The 22991-nt window shown below is 44.9% G+C and carries 24 protein-coding genes; 18 read left to right on the top strand and 6 right to left on the bottom strand.

What is annotated here, in order from left to right:
* Positions 1-256: 256 nt before the first annotated feature.
* The 3 genes from ACED41_RS20305 to ACED41_RS20295 form a co-directional block, all read right to left on the bottom strand.
* Positions 257-793, bottom strand: a complete 537-nt coding sequence (locus tag ACED41_RS20305; RefSeq protein WP_371725554.1) for an MltR family transcriptional regulator — start codon at positions 791-793, stop codon at positions 257-259.
* A 50-nt stretch (positions 794-843) separates the two neighbouring features.
* Positions 844-1992 carry a mannitol-1-phosphate 5-dehydrogenase gene (locus ACED41_RS20300; protein ID WP_009846102.1) on the bottom strand — a complete coding sequence of 383 codons (1149 nt, stop codon included), beginning with the start codon at positions 1990-1992 and terminating at the stop codon, positions 844-846.
* Between the two features lie 183 nt (positions 1993-2175).
* The gene (locus ACED41_RS20295; protein ID WP_017066361.1) at positions 2176-4068 is read right to left on the bottom strand and encodes a PTS mannitol transporter subunit IICBA; all 1893 of its coding nucleotides are present in this window, start codon (positions 4066-4068) and stop codon (positions 2176-2178) included.
* Positions 4069-4639: 571 nt separating this feature from the next.
* Here ACED41_RS20295 and ACED41_RS20290 point away from each other — a divergent pair.
* Positions 4640-5506, top strand: coding sequence for a glycerol kinase (locus tag ACED41_RS20290; RefSeq protein WP_371725553.1), 867 nt, complete (start codon positions 4640-4642; stop codon positions 5504-5506).
* A gap of 291 nt (positions 5507-5797) precedes the next feature.
* Positions 5798-6454 (top strand): NAD(P)H-dependent oxidoreductase, encoded by a 657-nt coding sequence (locus ACED41_RS20285; protein WP_102428129.1) that lies wholly within the window; start codon positions 5798-5800, stop codon positions 6452-6454.
* Between the two features lie 437 nt (positions 6455-6891).
* Here the strand turns inward: ACED41_RS20285 and gltS are convergent, their stop codons facing one another.
* The gene (gltS, locus tag ACED41_RS20280; protein WP_017060972.1) at positions 6892-8118 is read right to left on the bottom strand and encodes a sodium/glutamate symporter; all 1227 of its coding nucleotides are present in this window, start codon (positions 8116-8118) and stop codon (positions 6892-6894) included.
* 316 nt (positions 8119-8434) lie between these two features.
* Positions 8435-8791 (bottom strand): YibL family ribosome-associated protein, encoded by a 357-nt coding sequence (locus ACED41_RS20275; protein ID WP_017060971.1) that lies wholly within the window; start codon positions 8789-8791, stop codon positions 8435-8437.
* Between the two features lie 326 nt (positions 8792-9117).
* Between ACED41_RS20275 and ACED41_RS20270 the strand changes: the two genes are divergently transcribed.
* The gene (locus tag ACED41_RS20270) at positions 9118-9915 is read left to right on the top strand and encodes a DUF4344 domain-containing metallopeptidase (RefSeq protein WP_137001639.1); all 798 of its coding nucleotides are present in this window, start codon (positions 9118-9120) and stop codon (positions 9913-9915) included.
* Positions 9916-10049: 134 nt separating this feature from the next.
* Here the strand turns inward: ACED41_RS20270 and ACED41_RS20265 are convergent, their stop codons facing one another.
* Positions 10050-10436, bottom strand: coding sequence for a tautomerase family protein (locus tag ACED41_RS20265; RefSeq protein ID WP_017060969.1), 387 nt, complete (start codon positions 10434-10436; stop codon positions 10050-10052).
* A gap of 252 nt (positions 10437-10688) precedes the next feature.
* Between ACED41_RS20265 and ACED41_RS20260 the strand changes: the two genes are divergently transcribed.
* The 15 genes from ACED41_RS20260 (at position 10689) to ACED41_RS20190 (ending at position 22989) form a co-directional block, all read left to right on the top strand.
* The gene (locus ACED41_RS20260; protein ID WP_017065084.1) at positions 10689-11309 is read left to right on the top strand and encodes an LON peptidase substrate-binding domain-containing protein; all 621 of its coding nucleotides are present in this window, start codon (positions 10689-10691) and stop codon (positions 11307-11309) included.
* 110 nt (positions 11310-11419) lie between these two features.
* Complete coding sequence (locus ACED41_RS20255; RefSeq protein WP_017060967.1) at positions 11420-12067, top strand: sigma-70 family RNA polymerase sigma factor; 648 nt, start codon at positions 11420-11422, stop codon at positions 12065-12067.
* Positions 12060-12740 carry a ChrR family anti-sigma-E factor gene (locus tag ACED41_RS20250; RefSeq protein WP_017060966.1) on the top strand — a complete coding sequence of 227 codons (681 nt, stop codon included), beginning with the start codon at positions 12060-12062 and terminating at the stop codon, positions 12738-12740. The genes ACED41_RS20255 and ACED41_RS20250 overlap by 8 nt, the downstream gene beginning before the upstream one ends.
* Positions 12741-12914: 174 nt before the next feature.
* Entirely contained in the window at positions 12915-13862 is a 948-nt protein-coding gene (locus ACED41_RS20245) for a DUF523 and DUF1722 domain-containing protein (RefSeq protein WP_017060965.1), read from the top strand.
* On the top strand, positions 13859-15274 hold the full coding sequence (gene phrB, locus ACED41_RS20240; protein WP_065583940.1) for a deoxyribodipyrimidine photo-lyase: 1416 nt from the start codon (positions 13859-13861) through the stop codon (positions 15272-15274). Before ACED41_RS20245 ends, phrB begins: the two co-directional genes overlap by 4 nt.
* A gap of 14 nt (positions 15275-15288) precedes the next feature.
* Positions 15289-15720 carry a nuclear transport factor 2 family protein gene (locus ACED41_RS20235; RefSeq protein ID WP_017061283.1) on the top strand — a complete coding sequence of 144 codons (432 nt, stop codon included), beginning with the start codon at positions 15289-15291 and terminating at the stop codon, positions 15718-15720.
* A complete protein-coding gene (locus ACED41_RS20230; protein ID WP_017061282.1) occupies positions 15720-16451 on the top strand; it encodes an SDR family NAD(P)-dependent oxidoreductase in 732 nt (243 codons plus the stop codon). The genes ACED41_RS20235 and ACED41_RS20230 overlap by 1 nt, the downstream gene beginning before the upstream one ends.
* A gap of 2 nt (positions 16452-16453) precedes the next feature.
* Complete coding sequence (locus ACED41_RS20225; RefSeq protein ID WP_371725552.1) at positions 16454-17725, top strand: NAD(P)/FAD-dependent oxidoreductase; 1272 nt, start codon at positions 16454-16456, stop codon at positions 17723-17725.
* Positions 17722-18528, top strand: coding sequence for a DUF1365 domain-containing protein (locus tag ACED41_RS20220; protein WP_371725551.1), 807 nt, complete (start codon positions 17722-17724; stop codon positions 18526-18528). Before ACED41_RS20225 ends, ACED41_RS20220 begins: the two co-directional genes overlap by 4 nt.
* A 105-nt stretch (positions 18529-18633) precedes the next feature.
* Complete coding sequence (locus ACED41_RS20215) at positions 18634-19914, top strand: cyclopropane-fatty-acyl-phospholipid synthase family protein (protein ID WP_102428125.1); 1281 nt, start codon at positions 18634-18636, stop codon at positions 19912-19914.
* Positions 19892-20413, top strand: coding sequence for a DUF2878 domain-containing protein (locus ACED41_RS20210; RefSeq protein WP_017061278.1), 522 nt, complete (start codon positions 19892-19894; stop codon positions 20411-20413). Before ACED41_RS20215 ends, ACED41_RS20210 begins: the two co-directional genes overlap by 23 nt.
* A 3-nt stretch (positions 20414-20416) precedes the next feature.
* Entirely contained in the window at positions 20417-20992 is a 576-nt protein-coding gene (locus tag ACED41_RS20205; RefSeq protein WP_017061277.1) for a chalcone isomerase family protein, read from the top strand.
* A complete protein-coding gene (locus tag ACED41_RS20200) occupies positions 20989-21531 on the top strand; it encodes a DUF3833 domain-containing protein (RefSeq protein WP_065583946.1) in 543 nt (180 codons plus the stop codon). Before ACED41_RS20205 ends, ACED41_RS20200 begins: the two co-directional genes overlap by 4 nt.
* A gap of 246 nt (positions 21532-21777) precedes the next feature.
* Positions 21778-22041 (top strand): hypothetical protein, encoded by a 264-nt coding sequence (locus ACED41_RS20195; protein ID WP_017061275.1) that lies wholly within the window; start codon positions 21778-21780, stop codon positions 22039-22041.
* Between the two features lie 279 nt (positions 22042-22320).
* Positions 22321-22989: an SDR family NAD(P)-dependent oxidoreductase gene (locus ACED41_RS20190; RefSeq protein WP_017065090.1), complete on the top strand. Its 669-nt coding sequence runs from the start codon at positions 22321-22323 to the stop codon at positions 22987-22989.
* The last annotated feature ends 2 nt before the right edge of the window (positions 22990-22991 follow it).

Below are 22991 nucleotides of genomic sequence, written 5' to 3'. Positions count from 1 at the left end.
CCACAACGGTATGCTAAGAACAAAAATGCCGTTCACTCTTAAGTGAACGGCATTACACTGAATGTGGCTTTTTTTGTGCCTGCTGCTTTTGTATTTAATGGGAAGATATTTCGGATATTTTTTAGAAGCACAAAAACAACAAAGCGATTTCTCCAACGAGAGAAACCGCCATCATTTTAATCTTTGTATTGAAACGAACGAACAGCTACAAGTTATGTAGGATGTGAAACAAGATAAGCAGAGCTGCAAACTAGAGCTAAGAGCTCAGCGCGTTATCTCGGCATAGGGTAGTGATAATGTCAGTGATAGCTAATACGATCGTCGACTTCACCTTTTGATTATGTCGCCCCAAGAACATTTCAAGCATTGTGCCAGACATCGTTTCCACCATCTCCGCGTCATATTCGATAGGCATAATACGCTGAATCGCGTGCACCTTGTTGAGCTCAAATATCACATCAACTTCTGTAAAGCTGGTGTCTTCACCCTGTATTTTCGCCCACTCTTTCAAGGTAACGAAAACCTCTAGATCATCGTAGAGTTCTTTACTGATCACGCCAAGTCCGAGTAGCAACTTAGCACGAATCATGATCTCGCCTAACGGCCCACCACTGTTGAGAAGTGGCTCGACAACGAACTTAATTGCAGTGTCGTCTTTCTTAAAGATGTTTTTTAATACGGCATCTACCGTGTCGTCCAATGCATCATAAGCAGCCATTAGGCAAGCGCTAGCACTCTCAGCTTCCGAAAGGGCTTCGAGTAATTCAGTTTCATGGCTTGTTTGTATTGGCATAACGGCTCGACAATAAGAAAGTGCCACTGGTGTGGCACTTTGATGGTTTATCATTTCAATGCTAGATAAGCTTCTTCCGCTAGTTTAACAACTTCTGAGTCACTATTCAGCTCAGAATAATGCGCTAATGTCTCAGCAAAGCCTTTTTCTGCGAACATTGCTTGAAGTTCAACCGCTTGTGGGTCGTCTTCGTTCTTGTAATGGAACGCAGCAGCGATTGCTTTTACTAGGTGAGCATTCGGTAGGCCGTACTCTAATGTACCGTTTAGAGGCTTAACTAGGCGGTCTTGCGGGCTCAGTTTACGAATTGGCTGACGACCAACGCGGTCTACTTCATCACGTAGGAACGGGTTAGCAAAACGACCTAGAATCTTTTGGATGTAGGCAGCGTGTGCTTCTGGATCAAAGCCGTAACGCTTAATCAGAACCGCACCACTCTCTTCCATCGTCGCTGTTACTTCAGCGCGGATTACGTCATCTTCGATAGAGTCTTTAATAGTCTCATGACCTGCAAGCACACCAAGGTATGCCGTTACCAAGTGACCAGTGTTAAGAGTAAACAGTTTACGCTCAACGAAAGCCATTAAGTTATCAGTGCATTCCATTCCTGGGATGTTTGGAATCTCACCTTTGAATTGTGTTTGATCTACGATCCACTCGCTGAACGTTTCAACCGTTACCGCTAGAGGATCTGTTTCGCCCGCTTCTGCCGGTGGAACAATACGGTCAACCGCAGAATCAACAAAGCCAATGTGCTCTTCAGTGAACGCTTTCATTTCATCAGAAAGGTGCTCTAACACGGCTGCTTTTAATTGGCTAGTACCGCGAACCATGTTCTCTGCCGCGATGATGTTCATTGGTGCAGTGTTGTTTGCTGCTGCACGCTTTTCAATGCCTTGAGCGATAGACTTAGAGATGATTTTAAGAACCGTAGGGCCCACTGCAGTCGTCACAAGATCAGACTCAGCAATGCAATCTACTACTGCGCTTGTCGCTGAGTTTACTGCTGTCACGTTCTTAACAACTTCGACAACACACTCTTCGCCAACAATCTTAACTGGGTATTCTTGGCGTTCAATTAACGCATTTACAACCGTTTCATTTACGTCAGCAAACGTAACCTTCATACCAGCATCAGAAAGAAGCTTACCAATGAAACCACGACCGATATTACCTGCACCAAAATGTAACGCTTTCATAATTTTGACCTTATAAATATTTGAATCTAGATAGCTAACTGCTCAACAACATGCCTTGACGATGTGCCCTAGGCATTAAGCAGTAAGCTATTCAGACTGAATCTTGTTAGAAAGATTAAGACCGAAAATGAGGCCAGTAGGGGGATACCGGCCTCCTTCACTCAGGAGCTTGACTAGAGCTTTTTAGTTTCCGTTGAGAATACGTAGAACATCAGCAGGGTTTGTTGTGTTCTGTAGGCATTCCACAGCTTCTTCATCATCGAGTGAATTGGTAATCGCCATCAGCACCATGTTGTGCTCATCGCCTTGTGCGGCAATACCGATAACCATCTTCGCGATATCATCTTCATCTTCGCCCCACTGAATACCTTCAGGGTACTGACAGAAAACGATGCCGGTTTTTTGTACGTACTGTTTCGCTTCGATTGTGCCGTGTGGTACTGCGATAGACTCACCTAGGTAAGTAGACACAAGCTCTTCACGAGCAAACATGCCATCTACGTATTCTGGTGATACGTTGCCAAGTTTTACTAATTGTTCGCCAGCAAACTTGATTGCGTCTTCTTTTTGAGTCGCTTTAAGGCCAAGGAAGATGCTGTCGTCAGTGAGTGCAAGCTTGTTGCCTTCTTGCGCTGGAGCTGCTGCAGGTGCCGGAGCTTCTACTTTCGCTTCACCACTTTGAGCATCGACAAGCTCAGCAACTAGTTGGTCGTATACGCCGCCGTCTAGGAAGTTGCTTAGAGACATATGCATCGCACCTGGCACAGTGCTACGAGCACGGTCTGTTAGGTCTTTATGCGTAATAACGATTTGCGAATCAGCCGGTAGGTTGTTGATTGCGTAGTTGGTTACTTCAATGTCTAGGCCAGCTGTTGCTACTTTCTTACGTAGTAGACCTGCACCCATTGCACTTGAACCCATACCCGCATCACACGCTACATAAACTGCTTTTACATCCGCTAGGTTTACGTTTGCTTCTGCTGCTGCACCTTTAGAAGACGCTTTCATGTCTTTCATTTGTGCAGAAGCTTTCTCTAGTGAATCTTCCTCATCATCTTGCGCTGATGTTTTAAGAAGGATTGACGCTACAACAAACGATACTGCCGTTGCTGCGATAACAGATAGAATCACGCCGATGTAAGAGCCTTTTGGCGTCATCAGTAAGACTGCGAAGATAGAACCTGGAGATGCTGGAGAGATAAGGCCAGAATCGAACATTACGTTAGTGAATACACCCGCCATACCACCTGCGATTACCGCAAGAATTAGACGTGGGTTCATTAGAACGTAAGGGAAGTAAATTTCGTGGATACCCCCTAGGAAGTGGATGATAGATGCACCAGCAGCAGATTGCTTCGCGCTACCTTTACCAAACACCATGTAAGCAAGTAGAAGACCAAAACCAGGACCTGGGTTTGCTTCGATTAGGAAGAAGATAGAGCGACCCATCTCTTCAGATTGCTGGATACCTAGTGGAGAGAAGATACCGTGGTTGATTGCGTTATTTAGGAATAGGATTTTCGCAGGTTCAACAAAGATAGATGCTAGAGGTAGTGCACCCGCTTCTACCATTGCGTTTACGCCAGCCGCAAGTCCGCCAGACAGAATCTTAACCGCAGGACCAATCACGATGAACGCGATGATCGCACAGATCATGCCGATGATACCCGCAGAGAAGTTGTTCACTAGCATTTCGAAACCACTCTTCACTTTACCGTGAACAGCTTCATCGAATTTCTTAATTGCGATACCACCTAGTGGACCTACAATCATTGCACCCATGAACATTGGGATATCAGTACCAACGATAACACCCATTGTTGTGATAGCGCCCACTACCGCACCGCGGTCACCACCAACCATTTTACCACCGGTGTAACCAATCAATAGTGGCAGTAGGTATGTAATCATAGGACCAACCATTGATGCTAACGTTTCGTTAGGCCACCAACCCGTTGGGATGAATAGTGCAGTAATGAAACCCCACGCAATAAATGCGCCGATGTTTGGCATTACCATATTGGATAAGAAACGACCAAAGTTTTGAACCTTAATCTTTGCTTCTGGTGATAACATAGGTAGAACCCCGTAATGTATTGGTTGGTCAAATGACCGAAAGTGTGTACTCAAAAGTCGATTAAAATGTATCACAACATTTCCAAAATGCACCTTAGCCCAACTTTCGTGATAGCCATCACACACGAAAAACACTTTCGGGTTAACAAGCACACCTTAGATCACAAAAACACCATGAATTTAAATTACAAAGCCAAATTAATGAGAATAGATATCATCAACACACGATCTAGATCACATTTTATTTTGTAATACTTAAAAATAAATAGTGATTAAAGTCACATTTAATAAAATATAGCATCTAAGATCTATATAAACCGTATAAAAGAACATCGTGTCACGTATATAAAATATGCACCCAGATGAGCAAAATCGCGATACCTGTAATTTAATTACAGGTTGAGCTACATTTTGCTAAACATACAAAACGAGACCTAACGCTCTACTAAAAACATAGACCACTGAACTGCAGTTAGCATTGATAGATGTGATATGGTATTTACCAACGCTATCGCATCATATATATATCCAACACCCATCAGCTGATCACTCCGCTATTTGAGAAAAGACTATGTCAGACAAAATTTCCACATCCGCACTCGCTAAACAAAAAGGCATAGAAGCTAAAGCTTTATTTAGCAATCTAAAAACAGCGGGCTATATAGTGCGTTCACAAGAGCGTTGGATTCTCACAGAACGGGGAGAAAGCTTTGGTGGGGAATATGTCGAACACAAGAAGTTTGGTGTCTTTATTGTCTGGCCAGAGAAACTGCTTATCGATTTGGACTCATTCTCAGGAAAAACACTCACCGCCACCCAGCTTGGCAGTGCCTTTCAACTCAGCGCAAAGAAAATCAACTTACTGCTCAACGAGCTTGGTTGGATAACAAAAGAAGAAGACGGTTGGCATGTCACCTCTACAGGCTTAAAAGCCGGAGGTGAACAAAGAGAAGACAAAGCGACTCAAAACTTATTCGTGGTATGGCACGACTCATTGGTTCGCAATAAACGTTTAAAGCAGTCTGTTGTTGAATTCCTAGGGCATGATGCTGAAAGCCACTCGACCGATGTGTCATTCTCCAGTTTTCGTCAGAAATTTAAGGCGAAGCACCGAAGCTTAGACGGGCATTATGTTCGATCAAAGGGAGAGCTGATCATTGATAACTGGCTTTATATGGCAGGAGTGGTCCATGCGTACGAGCGTCCGCTTCCGATATCAAAAGAAGTGATCAGCGATTTTTATCTACCAAGTGGCAAAGTATACATCCAGTTCTGGGGAACTGATTCTGCGCCAATCGCCGAAAATAAACGTGAAGCTACGAGAAAAATCTATGAAGAGCATGGTTTTGGTTTAATCGAAATCACGCCAGAAGATATCCCCAACCTAGACAGCGTACTTCCGCCATTATTGCGCCAATATGGTATCAAAGCGTACTAAGCTACTGAATCTAGAGATTCCACCTCCATTAAGATCACACTTATTGAATCATTATGGACATTATTAACCATAGTGATTTGATATGTTCGCTATTTTTCCCGAGTCATTCTTCTATTATCTTACACCCATCGACTTGAGCTACCGCAGATACTCGATTTATTGGGGCATGTTCGATAACTATTTAGACGTTCAATCTATTGAGATTCGTTTAAATTGGTTATCCGTTTATTGTTGACGTAACTGAACATAAAACCCTACAACATTTATTATTGATAGATATTAGGATTCAACATGACTCATCCAATCATTACTGATCTAAACACTCGTTACACAGCTAAAAAATACGATGCAGAAAAGCGCATCTCTGCGGAAGACATGGAAGTAATCAAAGAAGCACTTCGCTTGTCAGCTTCTTCTATCAACTCTCAGCCTTGGAAATTCATCATCATTGAGAGTGACGCAGCAAAACAACGCTTCCACAATACTTTCGAAAACATGTTCCAGTTTAACCAACCACATGCGAAAGAAGCGTCACACACGATCCTGTTTGCTCACGATCCTAAGTACACTAAAGAGAAATTCGCGAAGCGTGCTGATACAGAAGTAAGCTCTGGTCACTTACCAGCTGAAATGTACGAGCAATTCTTAGGTGCTTACGCATTCGCAGAAATGAACACAGACGAAACAGGTTTCAACGGTAACTGGACTAAGTCTCAAGTTTACATCGCACTAGGTAACACACTGCACACACTAGCTCGTCTAGGTATCGCTTCAACACCTATGGAAGGTGTAGATGCAGCTATGATCAGCGAAGAGTTTGCTGATGAACTAGAAGGTCACGTTGTTGATGTAGCTCTAGCTATCGGCTACCACAAAGACGGCGAAGACTACAACTACGGCAAACCAAAAGCGCGCCTAACTCTTGATGAAGTCGTTACAACACTTTAGGGCGTGTTGACCTTTCGTGGTTAAATTTTGTTCGGATGGGGACGCCTAGTCAAAAGCGTTTTAATCGCGGTGAGGGAGAAGTAGCCTAGTCATTCTAAGCAAACCTCCCTCAACAAAGAGTAAAACGCTTTTTGCGGGGGCGCCCAGCTCGAACCCTTCGGGCAGCGTTTGCTGGTCATTTCTACTGCGTTATCGGCTTCTCATGTAGGCTAGCTACACATCGATGCCTCTGCCTTGTATAAATACCCAGCAACTCACTGCAAAAATCAGCTCGAAAGATCAACACGCCCTAGTTATTGATGTGACAGAGCCCTAACCGCAGGGGTATCAGGCAAGAAAACCTCGATAAACAAGAACAAAAAAAGCCAGTCAACAGACTGGCTTTCTTGTATTCATCTTAGTGCGATAAGCACATTGCGTTTAAGTAAAGGCGAACATTAACCGATAAACGAGATGTAACCCTGAAGGATAATCAGGTTAACGATATCGATAAAGAAGGCACCAACAATTGGCACCACCATGAACGCCTGTGGTGAAGGACCAAAACGGTTCACCAAAGAGCCCATGTTCATTACCGCTGTTGGTGTTGCACCTAGGCCGAAACCACAGTGACCACCTGCCATAACCGCTGCGTCGTAGTTAGAACCCATTACTTTGAACGTCACAAAGTAAGAGAAGATACCTAACACAACCGCCTGAACCGCCAGGATAACCAAGAACGGAATCGCAAGGTCAAATATGTTCCAAAGCTTAAGGCTCATTAGCGCCATTGCTAGGAACAGTGACAATGACACCGTACCAAGAATATCGACCGTTTCGCTGTCAGTCTTATGCAGCTTAGTCACTTCAAACACGTTAGTGATGAACACACCGATAAACAACGCGTAAACGAAGTCAGGAATCATCAACCAAGAAATTTCAAAAGTCGCCACCCACTGCTCTAGGTACTTCGCACCCGTGATACAGATAAGAAGGATGAACAACACTTCAATCACCTTCTTCGCCGTCACTTTGTCTTCTTCATACTCGTTGTAAGTAACAAGTTCAGGGAAGCGTTCATGTGTTTGCGTGCCAGTGCCGTACTCAGATTCAAGCTGGTTTTTATCAATCAGCTTTTGCGCCACTGGGCTACCGATAATACCACCGATGATCAAACCAAAGGTCGCTGAAGCCATCGCGATTTCTAGCGTATTTGCAATGCCAAACGTGTCTGCAAAAGTTTGAGACCAAGCCGCGCCTGTGCCGTGACCGCCCGAAAGGGTGATAGAGCCAGCAATCAAACCCATCAAGGGTTCAAGGCCTAGTGCCGTAGCTAAGGTTACGCCTACACCGTTTTGGATAATGATGTAAACCGACGCTACCCCTAAGAATAGGAATACCTTAGCACCACCTTTTATCAGCTGCGTGTAGTTCGCCGCAAGACCGACCGTTGCAAAGAACATCAACATAAACGTGTTCTGCAGGGGCAAGGAAAACTCAAGATCAAGGCCGTTAAAGTGCAGGGCTGTAATAGCAAAAGCGACAATCAAGCCGCCGACAATGGGCTCTGGAATGTTGTACTTTTTGAGAATCGGAAGCTTTGCATTGACGAAATGACCTAGAAACAAAACACTAATCGCGATTAGGAAGGATTCTAGTGGTCCAATTGAAATTAATTGATTCATATAACCTCTATTTTTTTACGTTCTCATCTTCCCTAATGAGTCTAGTTTTATCTGTAATTATTTGTGCTGCTCTACCTATATTTATACAAACTGGAGAGAAAGTGTGGATTCGAAAAGCGAACACATTACTGCGATCGCTTAGTACCATGTTAGTAGCACGTTAACTTTTATAGGAGATAAAAGGATTTGTGACAACAATCACCTCCTAAAAGTTGAAAACGGCGTGAGTATCTATGCCGCTGACTCTGCTTTCTTAATACCTAAAAAAGCAAAAAGGAGCTATTTCTAGCTCCTCTTTCATCACCATCGCTGGTAATTAGAATTTTTTCGGTGCGTAACCAGTCATAACCTCAATGCGAAGTTCTTTACCGATCTTCGTCATTGGGTGAACAATTACGAGTCCTTTAACAGACTTTTTAAGTTTACCCATATCCGCTTGCTCAGCCTTAGTGATCTCACGGCTAAATGGCATATCAACCAGAGACTTACGCTCTTGGTTCACATCATAGCTTTCTTTGTGTTTAAGCTGGGCAATTTTCTTAGTTAGCTTCTTAATCTCTTCCTCGAACTGACGAACAACAGGACGATCATTACGAGTTTTAGCAGCATCTAACTTGTGGCGACACTTGTCTAGACGGTTGTTAATTTGTTGAAGTTCGTTTTTAACACTCATAATAATTTCCTAAGATTAAACAAGCCAATTCGGATTGGGGCGCGGAGTATAGCACAAGGGTTGTGTTGAACCGAAATTTATCTGTTAATTACCAATAGAAACGAATCACATCGACACCGCTCATTCAGCTTACTTATTCTTTGTGGCGAATCTCTAAGCGGATTATTCATTGATATGATAGCGCCTACTTCAAAAATTGCAGTCCTCGATGCATCAAAATTCCGTCTAAACTTATACTCTAACGAAATAACTAAATCAGGGTACACAGCTTGGAGTTGTTACCCCCAGCACGACTCTGAATCGCAACGTAATCACAAGGATAGCCGATGACATTATTGAAACGAACATTGACCTGCAGCCTAGCCCTGAGTGCAATGTTTGCCACAACTTATGCATCTAGTGAACAAGCCACCCAAAGTAACCTAATCGTCGAGTACTCTACACCGCAAAATACCGAAGAAGAGCAGCTCAAACGAGAGATTCAAAGCAGTGGCGTTAATGACACCGTGGTCGACCTATCAAACCAACTCTTCATGTTTGAGAAGCCATTAACCATTCAATATGGCGGGGAAAAAGGACCACTCTACGATCCACAAACCCATCAAGTACTGATCCCTTACAGTTTTTACGCTGAGTCACTCAATTACTTTGAGAAGAACCAATACGAAAAAGAGTATGGGAAATCTGCGCAAACCGGCGCTATTGATACCTTGCTGCACACCCTGCTACACGAGACTGGGCATGCGTATATCGAAGATCAGAACATTGCCATATTGGGTAAAGAAGAAGATGCGGTTGATAACCTAGCAACCGTGCTACTGCTTAACTACGTAGAGCATGGGGCCGACGCTGCTATCAGCGCTGCAGACATGTTCGCTTTCGAGTCAGAAGACCGCCCAGAGTATTACGACTTGGGGGAATACATCGACGAGCACAGTTTCGACCTGCAGCGTTACTTCTCCACGTTATGCTTGGTGTATGGCAGCGATCCCGATGCCTATAAGAACTTGCTCGATGAAGTGGAAAACGACTATTTGAAAGACAGAAAAGAGTTCTGCGTTGAGCACTTTGACGTGATCAATGAAAATTGGCATCAGTATTTAAAAAAGAGTGACGATGCTTAGATGCTTAAAGGTTAGTGTCGAGAACTAGGAAAACGGCTTTGGCATCAAATTCCAAAGCCGTCACTCGATAGATTGGCTTAAGTCTTACGTGTTAAGAGTTAAGAGTTAAGAGTTAAGAGTTAAGAGCTTAAACCCTAGACGTTCACTTTGTACTTCAGATCTTGTGCTTCATCGCCCGTCATCCCTCGAAAACCCCAACAATGTGAAGGCTGCTCTTTAATGGTGATTTCAATATCAATCGGAGAGATAGAGAGCTGCTTTTCAATCTCAGAAAAGATCTTCTTGATTAGACGCTTTTTGGTGTTTACCGCTCGACCTTCCATCATGTTGATCTCAATGACGGTATAGGCTTCTGTTCTTCCTTCTGGGTAAAAGAAGTCATCCCGTTCCAATGGCACAAATCGATGTGCTCGCTTGTCATCGGGTAAACCCATTTCACTATTCAAGCACTGCTGCAACACATTAGAGAGCTGCAACTTAATTGGATTTAAGCACTCTTTGATACCATAAATAACAATCATGACCATTCCTTTGATGCGATGTTAGGTATAGAAGAACGTCAGATATAAGCATCGTCTGGCGACTACCCATTCGCTTACTATTTGTACATATATTACATAATGACGCGTATGAAAAAAGGTAAAAACAGTGAATTTATGAACAGGTGCAACAAAATACCTATCCCTTTACGAACATAAGCCGAAGCGAATTGATCGAACACCACCCTCCCCGCGTATATCTTCTCAAATCACATTTGAACTAAGGAGTACTATGTGCCGAATTCACCTAGGAAGACCACGCGGACAGACGCCGAACCAGAAACACCCGTAGAGTCTTCTCTGGAGCTCGCTGTGTTTCCCCTCCCCATCTTCCTTTTACCGGGAGGCAGACAAAGACTGCGCATTTTTGAGCCAAAGTATCTCGCGATGGTCGCTCACGCAGCGCAGGGCGATGGTTTCATTATCGCCACTCAAGACAAATCTAACTCTGATCATCTCAGCTCTTGGGGAACAAAGGTGACCATCGTCGACTTCAATATGTCGGACGACCAGATATTAGAAATTGATGTCGAAGGCGAAAAGTTGGTGCAATTGCATGGGTCGTTTCGAGACGATGATGACCTGATTAAAAGTAAGTTCAGCTTGTTGCCTCACTGGCCTACCGATGAATATAAAGTGCCTAACGTGTTTACCGCTTTTTTGGTTCAGTTGTTTCGCGACCACGATTCGATAAGAACACTCTATCCCACTCCTGATTTTGAGAGCCCACAATGGATCTGTGCGCGATTGCTCGAAATGATGCCTATCCCACTGGAAAAGAAAACAGAATTTACTGAGCCAGCCAGTTTTCCGTCTCTAGTTCCTTTTTTGAATCAAATCATTACGGGGCAATAAGCACTTTTCTTCACTATAATTTTGTATAGTAGAAATTAATTTAAATTAAAGTGATCCCGACTTTCTCCTTTCACGTAGTGCCCATCAAATTCGCATGATGGTTAGTTACTATGCAAGTGGAAAGCAGAAGTTCAGGGAACGGCAAGGAGCATGTCATTATTCCCGATAACAAAGTACCTACAGACAACAAAGTACCGACAGAGCTCTCGAGCTGGCTGGTGTTGGTTGGTACAGACCGAGACAAGCAGGCGTTCACCTGTTTGTTCAAGTTCTTCGCTCCTAAGATCAAGCGTTTTGGTATCAGTAAGTTGGGTGGCGAAGCTGCTGCAAACGAGCTAGTTCAAGACACGATGACTAATGTTTGGAAGAAAGCACATCTCTACAATGTAGATAAAGGCGCTGCGACCACTTGGGTCTACACGGTAATGCGTAATGCAGCATTCGACATGTTGCGCAAAGTGAAAGCGAAAGCCGAACAAACGATAGCCGACGATATCTGGCCAATCGATGCGATGGTAGCCGAGTCTCAAAGCGAAGATTTGCCATTCGGTGACCATTTGATGAGCCGACACGTAATGACTCAAATAGAAAAGTTGCCTCTCGCTCAGAAAACCATCGTCAAAGGCGTTTACTTTCAAGAGCTCTCTCAAGAGCAACTCGCTCAGCAACTTGGCGTCCCACTTGGAACAGTGAAATCACGTCTGAGACTCGCTTTAGCCAAATTAAAAGTTCACATGGGGGAACAAGACCATGATTAAACATCACCCAAACGCGGCAATCTTGAAAGACTTCGTCGATGGCACGTTGGCTGATTCAGTTTCTTTGATTGTTTCTAGCCATGTAGAGCTGTGTGAACACTGCCAACAACAAGTCAAGCAGCTTACAGCTGTAGCAGCGAATAATGCTTTTGACGCAGAGCCAGTATTCTCAAATGAAGATCTAGACAGCTTCTCAATGGACGACATGGACTTTGATTTTGACGCGATAGAGCAAATCACAGCTGATACTTCTCAGTCTGTTGAAGTGACTCCAGAGGTTCAGAAAGTAACTGTTGCTGACACGACATTCACAATCCCTCGCGCTCTAAACTCAGTAGCGAGAAAGGACTGGATGAACCTAGGCAAAATTTCACGAGCAAGACTCGATTTTGCTGACGAAGCACACCACACCAGCTTGTTGCACATCGACAAAGATGGACAAGTGCCTTGCCACACCCACAAAGGCTTCGAGATCACGCTTCTTCTAGAGGGCAGTTTCGAAGACGAAATGGGCGTTTACAACAAAGGTGACTTCATCTGGTTGGATGGCAATCACACTCATCAACCGGCAACAAAAGAAGGTTGTGTCTGTTTAACCGTTTCAAGTGATGCGCTTTACTTCACAAAAGGTGTGAGCCAACTATTCAATCCACTTGGAAAATATATCTATTAACCCAGTTGCAGGCTATAAATATACAGGATGGCATAAAGCTATCCTGTATATCGTCAATACATCTGAATAAAAACAACTACGGTGTCAAAGTAAAAACACACCCAGCTCTGTAAATACGATTAGCAATGTTGAACTATAAGAAAAAGCTCAGAGCAAGAGCAAAGGAGTTGGCCAATGGAAAAGAAAATCAAAATCGGTATCAGTGCATGTGTTGCTGGACACAAAGTACGTTTCGACACAGGTCATAAACGCTCTCGTTTTTGTACAGACGACCTAGCAGACTACGTGGAATTGGAACCTGTTTGCCCAGAGATGGCTGTTGGTCTTCCAACCCCTCGTCCAACCATTCGTCAAACAAGAATGCTAGATGACATCATCCATGTTTCTCGCCCTGATGGCTCAGGTGATGTGACCAACGAACTGATCGAGTTCGGTCAAAACTACTCAAAGAAAAACCAACACATTGCTGGCTTTATTGTGTGTCAAAAAAGCCCAACCTGCGGCATGGAGCGCGTGAAGGTGTACCACCACCATGGTCGCGGCTCTGAATCGACAGGCATAGGCATGTTCACCCAACAAATTATGGACGGCAACCCGTTACTTCCCGTTGAAGAAAACGGCCGCCTTAACGATCCCATTTTGCGTGAAAACTTCATGACTCGAGTGTTCACTTACCAAAAATGGCTCGATCTTGTGGATGAAGGTGTGACCAAGCACAAACTGATTCAGTTCCACAGCGCACACAAATATCTAGTCATGTGTCACCACGTTGAGGGTTACAAAAGCTTAGGCAAACTGCTAGCGGGTAATGATTTAGATATCGACGAACTAGCGGCTCAATACATCGAAGGCTTGATGACGGCGTTGTCTCATCACGCGAATCGAGGCAGTCACGCCAATACGCTGCATCATTTGCAGGGTTACTTTAAAAAACAACTGAGTAGCGCTCACAAGCAAGAGCTGACCAACCAGATCGCATCATTCAGAGAGGGCGTTGTTCCACTGCTAGTGCCACTGACACTGATCAATCACTACCTGATGGAATACCCGAACGAATACCTAGAATCACAGGTTTACCTAAACCCGCACCCTCAAGAACTTAAACTGAGATACGGATATTGAGCGACATACTATGGATACGACGAGACCTGCGGATTCACGATAACCCAGCGCTCGTCGCGGCAGTTGAAAACGGCGTAACGACCGCCGTTTTCATTTCAACGCCTCAAACGTGGCGGCAACACCACCTTGCGCCGATCAAAGCTGATTTCATCTATCGTCATCTAAAACAACTCGATTCCCAGCTCGCTGAATTCGGGATAACGTTGCTTCACCTGAAAGCTAGCGACTTTGACGACCAATCCAAACAGCTCATCGATTTGTGCCAGCAGCTTGATGCCAAGTGCGTCTACGCTAACTCTGAACCAGAGGTCGATGAACAAGCTCGCGATAAAAAGCTGATTTCAAGCGGCCTAAACCTGAAGATCAGCGATTGTGACGTTATGCTGCCACTCGGTAGCGTTCTCAACAAACAAGGCGAGATGTTCAAAGTCTTTACGCCCTTTAAGAACGCTTGGTTAAAAGAAGTTCAGGTGAAAGGCATCATCTGCAGTCCAGCTCCTGTCGAGTCAGCTGAACGTTCACAAACACAGCTTCCTGACGACTTACAAGCCTTAACCATCTCTGCTGACTATGATTTCGATTTTCCGCGTGTTGATTCGAGTCGCTGGCCATTAAGCCAAGATGTATTGGGCAATGTGATCCCCAATTTCTTAGGCAATAAAGTCAACGACTACGCACGTCTGAGAGATATTCCCTCAGTTAAAGGAACATCGGGGCTATCACCTTATTTAGCGATTGGCGCCGTGAGCCCACGTTGGTTAGCGATTCAATTGATTCAGCAGCAACCCGATCTGTTATTTGATACGCAATTACCGGCCTTTTGTTGGCTCAATGAATTGATTTGGCGAGATTTTTATAAGCATTTGATGTTCCACCACCCTAAACTGGTCAAAGGTGCTAACTTTCAGCAAAAATACAATGGTTTAGATTGGTATCACGATCATCCTAGCTTCAAAGCTTGGTGCGAAGGAAAAACAGGATATCCATTGGTTGATGCCGCAATGCGTCAACTGGTTGAAACGGGCTGGATGCACAACAGACTAAGAATGGTGGTGGCAAGCTTCCTAACCAAGCACCTGCTTATTGACTGGCGTTGGGGCGAGCGTTTCTTTATGTCGCACCTTATCGACGGAGACTTTAGTGCCAACAATGGTGGCTGGCAGTGGGCTTCAAGTACTGGCTGTGATGCTCAACCTTACTTCCGAATTTTCAATCCAATCACTCAGAGTGAAAAGTTTGATCCAAAAGGAATTTTTATTCGTAAGTACATACCAGAGCTGCAAAATATCCCAGATAAGCATGTACATTTCCCACATGACTTTATCGCTAAAAACGGAATAGACAGCGAATACTGGCAACCCATCGTTGAGCATAAAGAAGCACGATTGAGAGCCTTAGCCTTCTTCAAATAATTAGAGTGAATATTATGGATAACTCTCTATGGCTTGATAACTTTCTCAACATGTATCGAGAACTCGGAACCGACAATTTCGACGTGCTTAAGACGGTTTATCACCCTGATATTGAATTCCAAGATCCGCTGCATCATGTCAGCGGTATTTCGGCGCTTACGCACTACTTCGAGAACCTCTACACCCAAGTAACCAGCTGTTACTTTCATATCGAACACACTTTCGAAGCGAACGACGAAGCTTCCGTTTACTGGACGATGCAGTTTGCTCACAAGCAATTAAATGGGCAAAAGCCAATCGAAGTACAAGGGCACAGCCACCTTAAGATGCTCGACGGTCAAGTGGTCTACCACAGAGACTACCTCGACGTCGGCTCTATGTTGTACGAACACATTCCAGTACTGGGTTGCGCGATCAAATCCATCAAAAAGAGGGCGAGCCGATAATGCGTATTATGATTACAGGCGCGACCTCAGGTATCGGCCAATCCCTAGCTAAAGATTACGCTCAGCAAGGGCATCAGGTGATTGCTTGTGGCCGCAACTCAGACAAGCTGCAAGCCTTAGTTGACTCGCACGAGACAGACGTCGCGCATTCATCAATTTCACCGCTCTGTTTCGACTTGACTGATTACCACAACTTCCCAGAACTCGACCAAGACAAGCCGCTCGATCTGCTGATTTTAAATGCGGGTGATTGTGAGTACATCGACGACCCAGTGAATTTTGATGCCGAGCTTTTTGAGCGCGTCATCAACATAAACCTAATTTCAATTGGCTACGCCCTTAAAGCTTGGTTAAAAAACATCAAGCCGGGCGGCCGTTTGGTTTTAGTCAGCTCCAGCGCCAGCTTTTTACCTTTGCCAAGAGCCGAGGCTTATGGCGCTTCAAAGGCAGCCCTCACCTACTTAGGCAGAACACTTTCGGTTGATCTGGCAACGCACAACATTCATGTCTCAATTGTGCACCCTGGCTTTGTTGAAACGCCATTAACCGAGCGAAATACGTTCTCTATGCCTATGATTATTAGTAGTGAGGCCGCAACTCAGCGAATCGTAAATGGTATCGCTCAAGGAAAGAGTGAAATCGATTTCCCAAGACGATTCATCATGTTGATGAAGCTACTAAGAATGCTCCCAACTCCAGTTTGGCAAAAACTCGCTTCAAGGATGGTATAACAATGAAGAAAATCGCCATTATTGGTTCAGGTATCTCTGGACTCACTTGCGCGCATATATTAGATAAGCACCACGACGTAACAGTATTCGAAAAGAATGATTACGTTGGGGGGCACACCGCGACCGTTGATATTGAACATCAAGGCTCGGCGTTTTCGATAGATACAGGTTTCATCGTATTCAACGATCGAACCTACCCGAATTTCAATCAGCTTCTAGAACAACTCGATGTCGAAAGGCAACCGACTGAGATGAGCTTCAGCGTCCACAACACGACGACCAAGTTTGAATACAACGGCCACAGCATTAATTCGTTATTCGCGCAGAGGAGCAACATCTTCAAACCTCAGTTCTGGTCTTTAGTGTCTGACATTCTCAAGTTCAACAAGCTGTGTAAGGCTCAGTTTGAAAGCAATGAATTCACACCAGACGTTACCCTTGGCAGTTTCCTACGAGATAATCAATTTTCCGATTTTTTCAGCCAGCACTACATCTTACCGATGGGCGCGGCGATTTGGTCGACAAGCTTGGAAGAAATGGAAGTGTTTGAGCTCAAGTTCTTCATTCAGTTTTTCTACAACCATGGATTGCTCGATATCGCGAACCGTCCTCAGTGGTATGTGATACCAAAGGGATCGCGTTCTTATGTTGAAATCATCCTTTCACGCCTAAGTAAGACTGTTGCACTGAATACATCGATTAAACAAGTGACTCGCCAAGAAACAGGCGTCACGATTGAATTTGAAGATGGCAGCGCACAAGGTTTCGACGAAGTAATCTTTGCTTGCCACTCAGACCAAGCCTTACGCTTGCTTGGTGATGCAACAGAACAAGAGCAACAGGTACTGGGCGAGATCCCATACAGCCGCAATGAAGTGGTTCTGCACACCGATACTCGCTTGTTACCAGACAGAAAACTGGCTTGGGCAAGCTGGAACTACATGTTGGATGGCGACAGTAAACGACCTGCCTGTGTCACGTACAACATGAACATTCTGCAAGGCATCGAAAGCCAAGACACCTTCTGTGTCACCTTGAATCAAAGCGAAGCCATCGACCCAGAAAAAATCATTCGCAGCTTTGTTTATCATCACCCGGTACTTAATTCGAACACGGTCGAAGCTCAGCACAAGCGTGAGCAAATCTGTGGCAAAAACCAGACGCACTTTGCTGGTGCTTATTGGTATAACGGCTTCCATGAAGACGGTGTCCACAGTGCACTCGATGTGACCAAACGCTTCGGTTTAGATTTGAGTACGAGTTCCGCGCTATGAACAGTCAAACCCTGACACCCGAGATGGGGATCGCATCCGAAAAGAGTGAAGAGCTCAGCGGTATCTATTGGGGTAACGTCAGACATCGCCGCTTTGGCGACATCACTCATGAGTTCAGCTATCAGCTGTATATGATGGGGTTAGATCTTGATGAGCTGCCCCAAACCACAGCGCGCAGTGCGCTGTTCGGAACTCGTTGGTACAACCCGATTCGCTTTGTCGAATCGGATTATCTCGCTGAAAAAAAAGAAAATGTCACCACGGATGAACCAAAATCACTTAAGCAACGTATAGCTTCCAAAGTGCAACAACTTGGTGGGGTTTGGTCTGATTCAAACCGTGTGACGATGCTGGCTCAGTGCCGCTGTTTAGGCATCTACTTCAGCCCAATCAACTGTTTCTTCTGTTATGACGAGACTGGAGATTGTAAGTACATGTTGGCTGAGGTGAGTAACACGCCTTGGCGAGAAAGACACTACTATCTCATCGACATGCACCAAGAATTGAAGGTAAAAAAAGAGTTTCACGTTTCGCCGTTCATGGATTTGAACATGACTTATTTTTGGAAGATTAAGCCACCAGCGAAACGCACGTTAGTTCACATTGAAAGCCGCCGAGACGACAAGCTTTTCGATGCGACACTAGCCCTGACGAAGCAGTCAGTAACCAAGACAAACATTAGACGAACGGTATTCAAGATTCCGGCGATGACGATAAAAGTCGTGATGGGAATTTATTATCAGGCTTTCAAATTATTCCTGAAAAAAGTACCGTTTGTGGCGCATCCAGACTCAACGTCTTAAGCGCACATGAAAGAACTCAATTGAAGCTTGGGTTCGCTCCAATCAAGGAGCAGAACTCAGCTTAGTTGGCACAAAATATTAGAATGAGTTATCAGCGAGGTTTACATGGAACAGCTTGCCAAACAAAACAACAATATTGAACAACAAGCTAAAGCCGTTGCTGTTTCAAGCAACTGTAAATATCGAGCTTTAATCTTCAAGGTGTTAGAAAGCCTGCAATTCGCGACGCTCGAGATCATTGAGCGCGACCAGCATTCGGTGTTCGGTGATCGAGAAGCAGACTTGAAAGGTCGAATCGTGATTCATGATGCGACCTTTTTTAGAGATGTGGTCATCAACGGCAGTATCGGCGCATCTGAAGCGTACATCGATGGTAAATGGACCAGCCCAAATCTAACGCGTGTGATTCAAATCATGGCTCGTAACCAAGCCCAATTGGATGAGCTTGATGACAAGACACAATGGATTTCTCGCATCAAAAACCTATTGCTGCGTCGTAAGAATGCCAACACCGAGCAAGGCTCTAAGCGAAATATTCTCGCCCACTACGACATTGGCAACGAACTGTATGAGCGCTTCTTAGATAGCTCGATGCAGTACTCTTCCGCAATCTACAGCGAAGACGCAGAAACCTTGTCGAAGGCTCAACAAAACAAAATGAAAACCATCTGTGAGCGACTAGAACTGTCTGAGAAAGATAGCGTGGTCGAGATAGGCACAGGGTGGGGCGGCTTAGCCATCTTCATGGCGCAACACTACGGTTGCCACGTCACCACTACCACGATCTCAGATGCCCAACATGCACTTGCTGAACAGAGAGTAAAAGCGCTTGGTTTAACCGACAAAATCACCCTGCTCAAAGAGGATTATCGCAATCTCACTGGTGAGTATGACAAGTTGGTTTCGATCGAGATGATAGAGGCGGTCGGACATGAGTATCTACAAACCTTCTTTGAAAAATGTTCCTCGCTACTTAAGCCCTCAGGCAAGATGCTGATTCAAGCAATTACTATTGCTGACAGCCGTTACGACAAATACCGCAAAGGTGTCGACTTTATTCAGAAGTACATCTTCCCCGGCGGTTGCCTACCTTCTGTTTCAGTGATGACCCAACACCTTGCGACCAGCACCGACCTTGTGGTTCAAGAAATTGATGACATTGGCCTACACTACGCTCGAACGCTGAATGATTGGAACATCGCCTTTGAAAATAGTTGGGAAGAGCTAGAGTCTCTCGGCTATTCAGAAGAGTTTAAACGCTTATGGACCTTCTACTTCTGCTACTGTGAAGGCGCATTCAAAGAGCGCGTGATCAGCACTCACCATGTAGTCGCAAGAAAACCTCGTTACTTTGGAGCAAAAGATGAAGCGGTTTTGGATTATTAATCTCGTACTGTTTCAAGCGACCTGGGTTTGCAGTGCCTTCTTTACCGCGCAAGCCCCGTTCGTCACACCACTGATTGTAGTGGTTCACTTCCTTCTATCACCGACTCGCAGTAGCGATTTGAAGATACTCATTTTATTACCATTGGGGCTATTGCTTGATAGCCTCTTACTCCACTTCGGCGTGTTTGCCGTCGACTCTGAAATTGCGAATCAATCGTGGTTCCCGGTGTGGCTTGTCTGCCTGTGGATCATGTTCTTAATCAGTTTTAACCACAGCCTAAATTGGCTTTTAAAATGCTCGAAAGTGATCTTGTTTGTCATAGGGTTCGTAGCAGGTACTAGTAGTTATTGGGGAGGCATCAAAGCAGGTGCTCTTCTTACTACTTGGCCAGATGCATCGGTAGTTGCTGCCCTTGCAATAAGTTGGGGGATTTTGTTGCCCTTACTGGTGGCCGCCTACTCCAACTTAATACAACCTAAAATGGCAATAACGAGGTGACTTATGGCTTATCCACGCAACCCGACACAAACGTTCAAACCTGAGCGAGGTATTGTTCGCGCTCATCAGCAAGCAAAAAACACACTTCTAAGCTTTATTACTCTCCCGTTAATCTTTGCTGCGCTGTTATTTGCCGGACACGCTAGAGCCTCTGCTGTCGATGATCTGAACAAACGTGGTGAGGGTGAAATGAGTTACCTGTTTTGGACTCTCTACTCGGCAGAATTCTACGCGACTCCAACCAACTCCGAACGAGCTTTGAAGCTTGAGTATTACCGCTCTATCGATAGCAAAGACCTCGTAGACGCTACCGAAGATCAGTGGAACAAGCTTGGCTACTCTGACAGCAACATTCAACGTTGGTTGAAACCCTTGTACGCGATGTGGCCGAACGTGGAAGAAGGAAGCACACTCACGATTCGTGTCGCTGAAGATAACGTAAGTCGTTTTTATTTCGATGAACAACCGATCGGCACCATCCAAGACAAGCAATTTGGTGAAGCCTTTCTAGCGATTTGGTTGTCTGAAAACACCTCTGAACCCGGTCTTCGTAAACAACTTTTAGGTTTGAACAAATGAATCCAAAAACAACAATAATAAAATTTGCTCTGGCATTTTTTTCACTAACTTGGCTAGTGGGCTGTGGCTCTGCAAGTTTAGAAGACCATGTCGACACTACGCCAGAGCTCAAGCTTGAAACCTTTTTTAATGGCGAGCTAATGGCCTACGGCATGGTGCTAGACCGCTCTGGTAACTTACTGCGCCGCTTTGATGCCAAACTGATCGCGACTTGGGACGGTGACAACGGAAAAATAAAAGAGTGGTTCTCTTTTGCTGATGGCGAGCGCTCAACTCGCGTTTGGAATCTAATCAAAACGGGCGAAAACACCTATTCTGGGACTGCCAACGATGTCGTTGGAACCGCTTATGGTGAAACCCAAGGTTCTGCGCTGTATTGGAAATATGACTTAGAGATTGAAGTAGACGGCAGCACCTATGAAGTGGTGCTCGATGATTGGATGTTCTTAATGGACGATAAACGCTTGTTCAACAAGACTGAGATGTCTAAGTTTGGCTTTAAAGTCGGAGAGGTCATCTTATACATCGAGAAGATTTGATGTAACTGCCGTTTCTGATTCTTAGTTTTAAAACGATGACTACATCTCCAGTACGTAACAAAACAGCCCACAACGAAAATTGTGGGCTGTTTTGTTTGATCCCTCGAATAGCATACCTGCATGCTCAAGCCATTGTGCTAAGATGCGCCACCAGCATACAAATGGACTAGACTGACACTAAGCAGTCCCCATTTGTTTCGCTAAGCGTAGATTCCCTACCATGAATAATTGAAAAGGCTTTAAAGCATGAGCAAGTTGACCTCAGCGGAGCGTAAAGCTCGCGACAATGAACGTTTCTCACAACGCGTAAACGACCGCAGAGAAAAAGGTGAAGACGTAGTTGCTTACGCACTGACCAACAAAAAAGCTGTAAAATTCCTGACTAAGTCAGAGAAAAAACGTTTCAACGAAACGAGAGCGACTCTGCAAGAAGAGAAGCGAGTGAAAGAACAAGAAGAGCTTAACCGAATCGAAGACGCGTTCACGATCAAACAGTTCGACGACGAATAATCACTTATGATTACTCAAAAGCGCTGGCTCTATGCCGGCGCTTTTACTTGTTAGTTCGTTGTTTTTTAACGCTGTTATTTCTTGCTAAACCCGTCGATTCTTAACGGCTTTCCCCCACTTTCTTAGCTCAGCCTTACCGCTCGACCGATCACCCAAGCTATCAACCTATCAACCTATCAACCTATCAACCAGGCTATCGATCAACTTTAGCCATAGATCTCAGAAAATCTTAGCCTAGCCCCTTACTATCTCGAATCAACTCTACAAATTGAAGACAGTATGATTTTAATTACCGGATCAAGCAGCGGTTTAGGCGCAGCTCTCGCGAAACAATATGCTAACGCCGACGCTCAGCGCGTAGCCATTACAGGTCGCAATGCACAACGTTTAGCAGAAGTGGCGCAAGGCCTACCTGCGAATACCATTAGCCAAGCGTGTGATCTCTGTGACCCGCACTCAGTGAGCGAGTTATTGGATGCGTTACCTGAAATGCCGAAACTGGTGATCCACAGCGCTGGCAGTGGGTACTTCGGTAAGATAGAACAGCAAGATCCAACCATCATCAGCGACATGCTGAAGAACAATATTGAGTCTTCAATCTTTTTGATTCGCGAGCTTGTACAGCGCTACAAAGATCAATCGGTCACCATCGCTGTGGTGATGTCGACGGCGGCACAAGGTGCTAAAGCGGAAGAGTCCACCTACTGCGCGGCAAAATGGGCCGTGAAAGGCTTTATCGAATCGGTAAGGTTAGAGCTAAAAGGTCACCCGATGAAAATCGTGGCGGTTTACCCTGGAGGAATGGCGACCGAGTTTTGGAATACAAGCGGTAAAGGCATGGATACCTCGAGCTTTATGACCGCGCAAGAAGCCGCTCAGATGCTACAACAGGCGTTGACCAGCACAGAGCATGGATTCGTGTCAGATATCACGATAAACCGCGGCTAGCA

Source organism: Vibrio sp. 1F255 (assembly GCF_041439145.1).
GTDB lineage: Bacteria > Pseudomonadota > Gammaproteobacteria > Enterobacterales > Vibrionaceae > Vibrio > Vibrio crassostreae_C.
The sequence above is the reverse complement of the archived record's forward strand: the minus strand, read 5'-3'. Positions and strand labels throughout refer to the sequence as shown.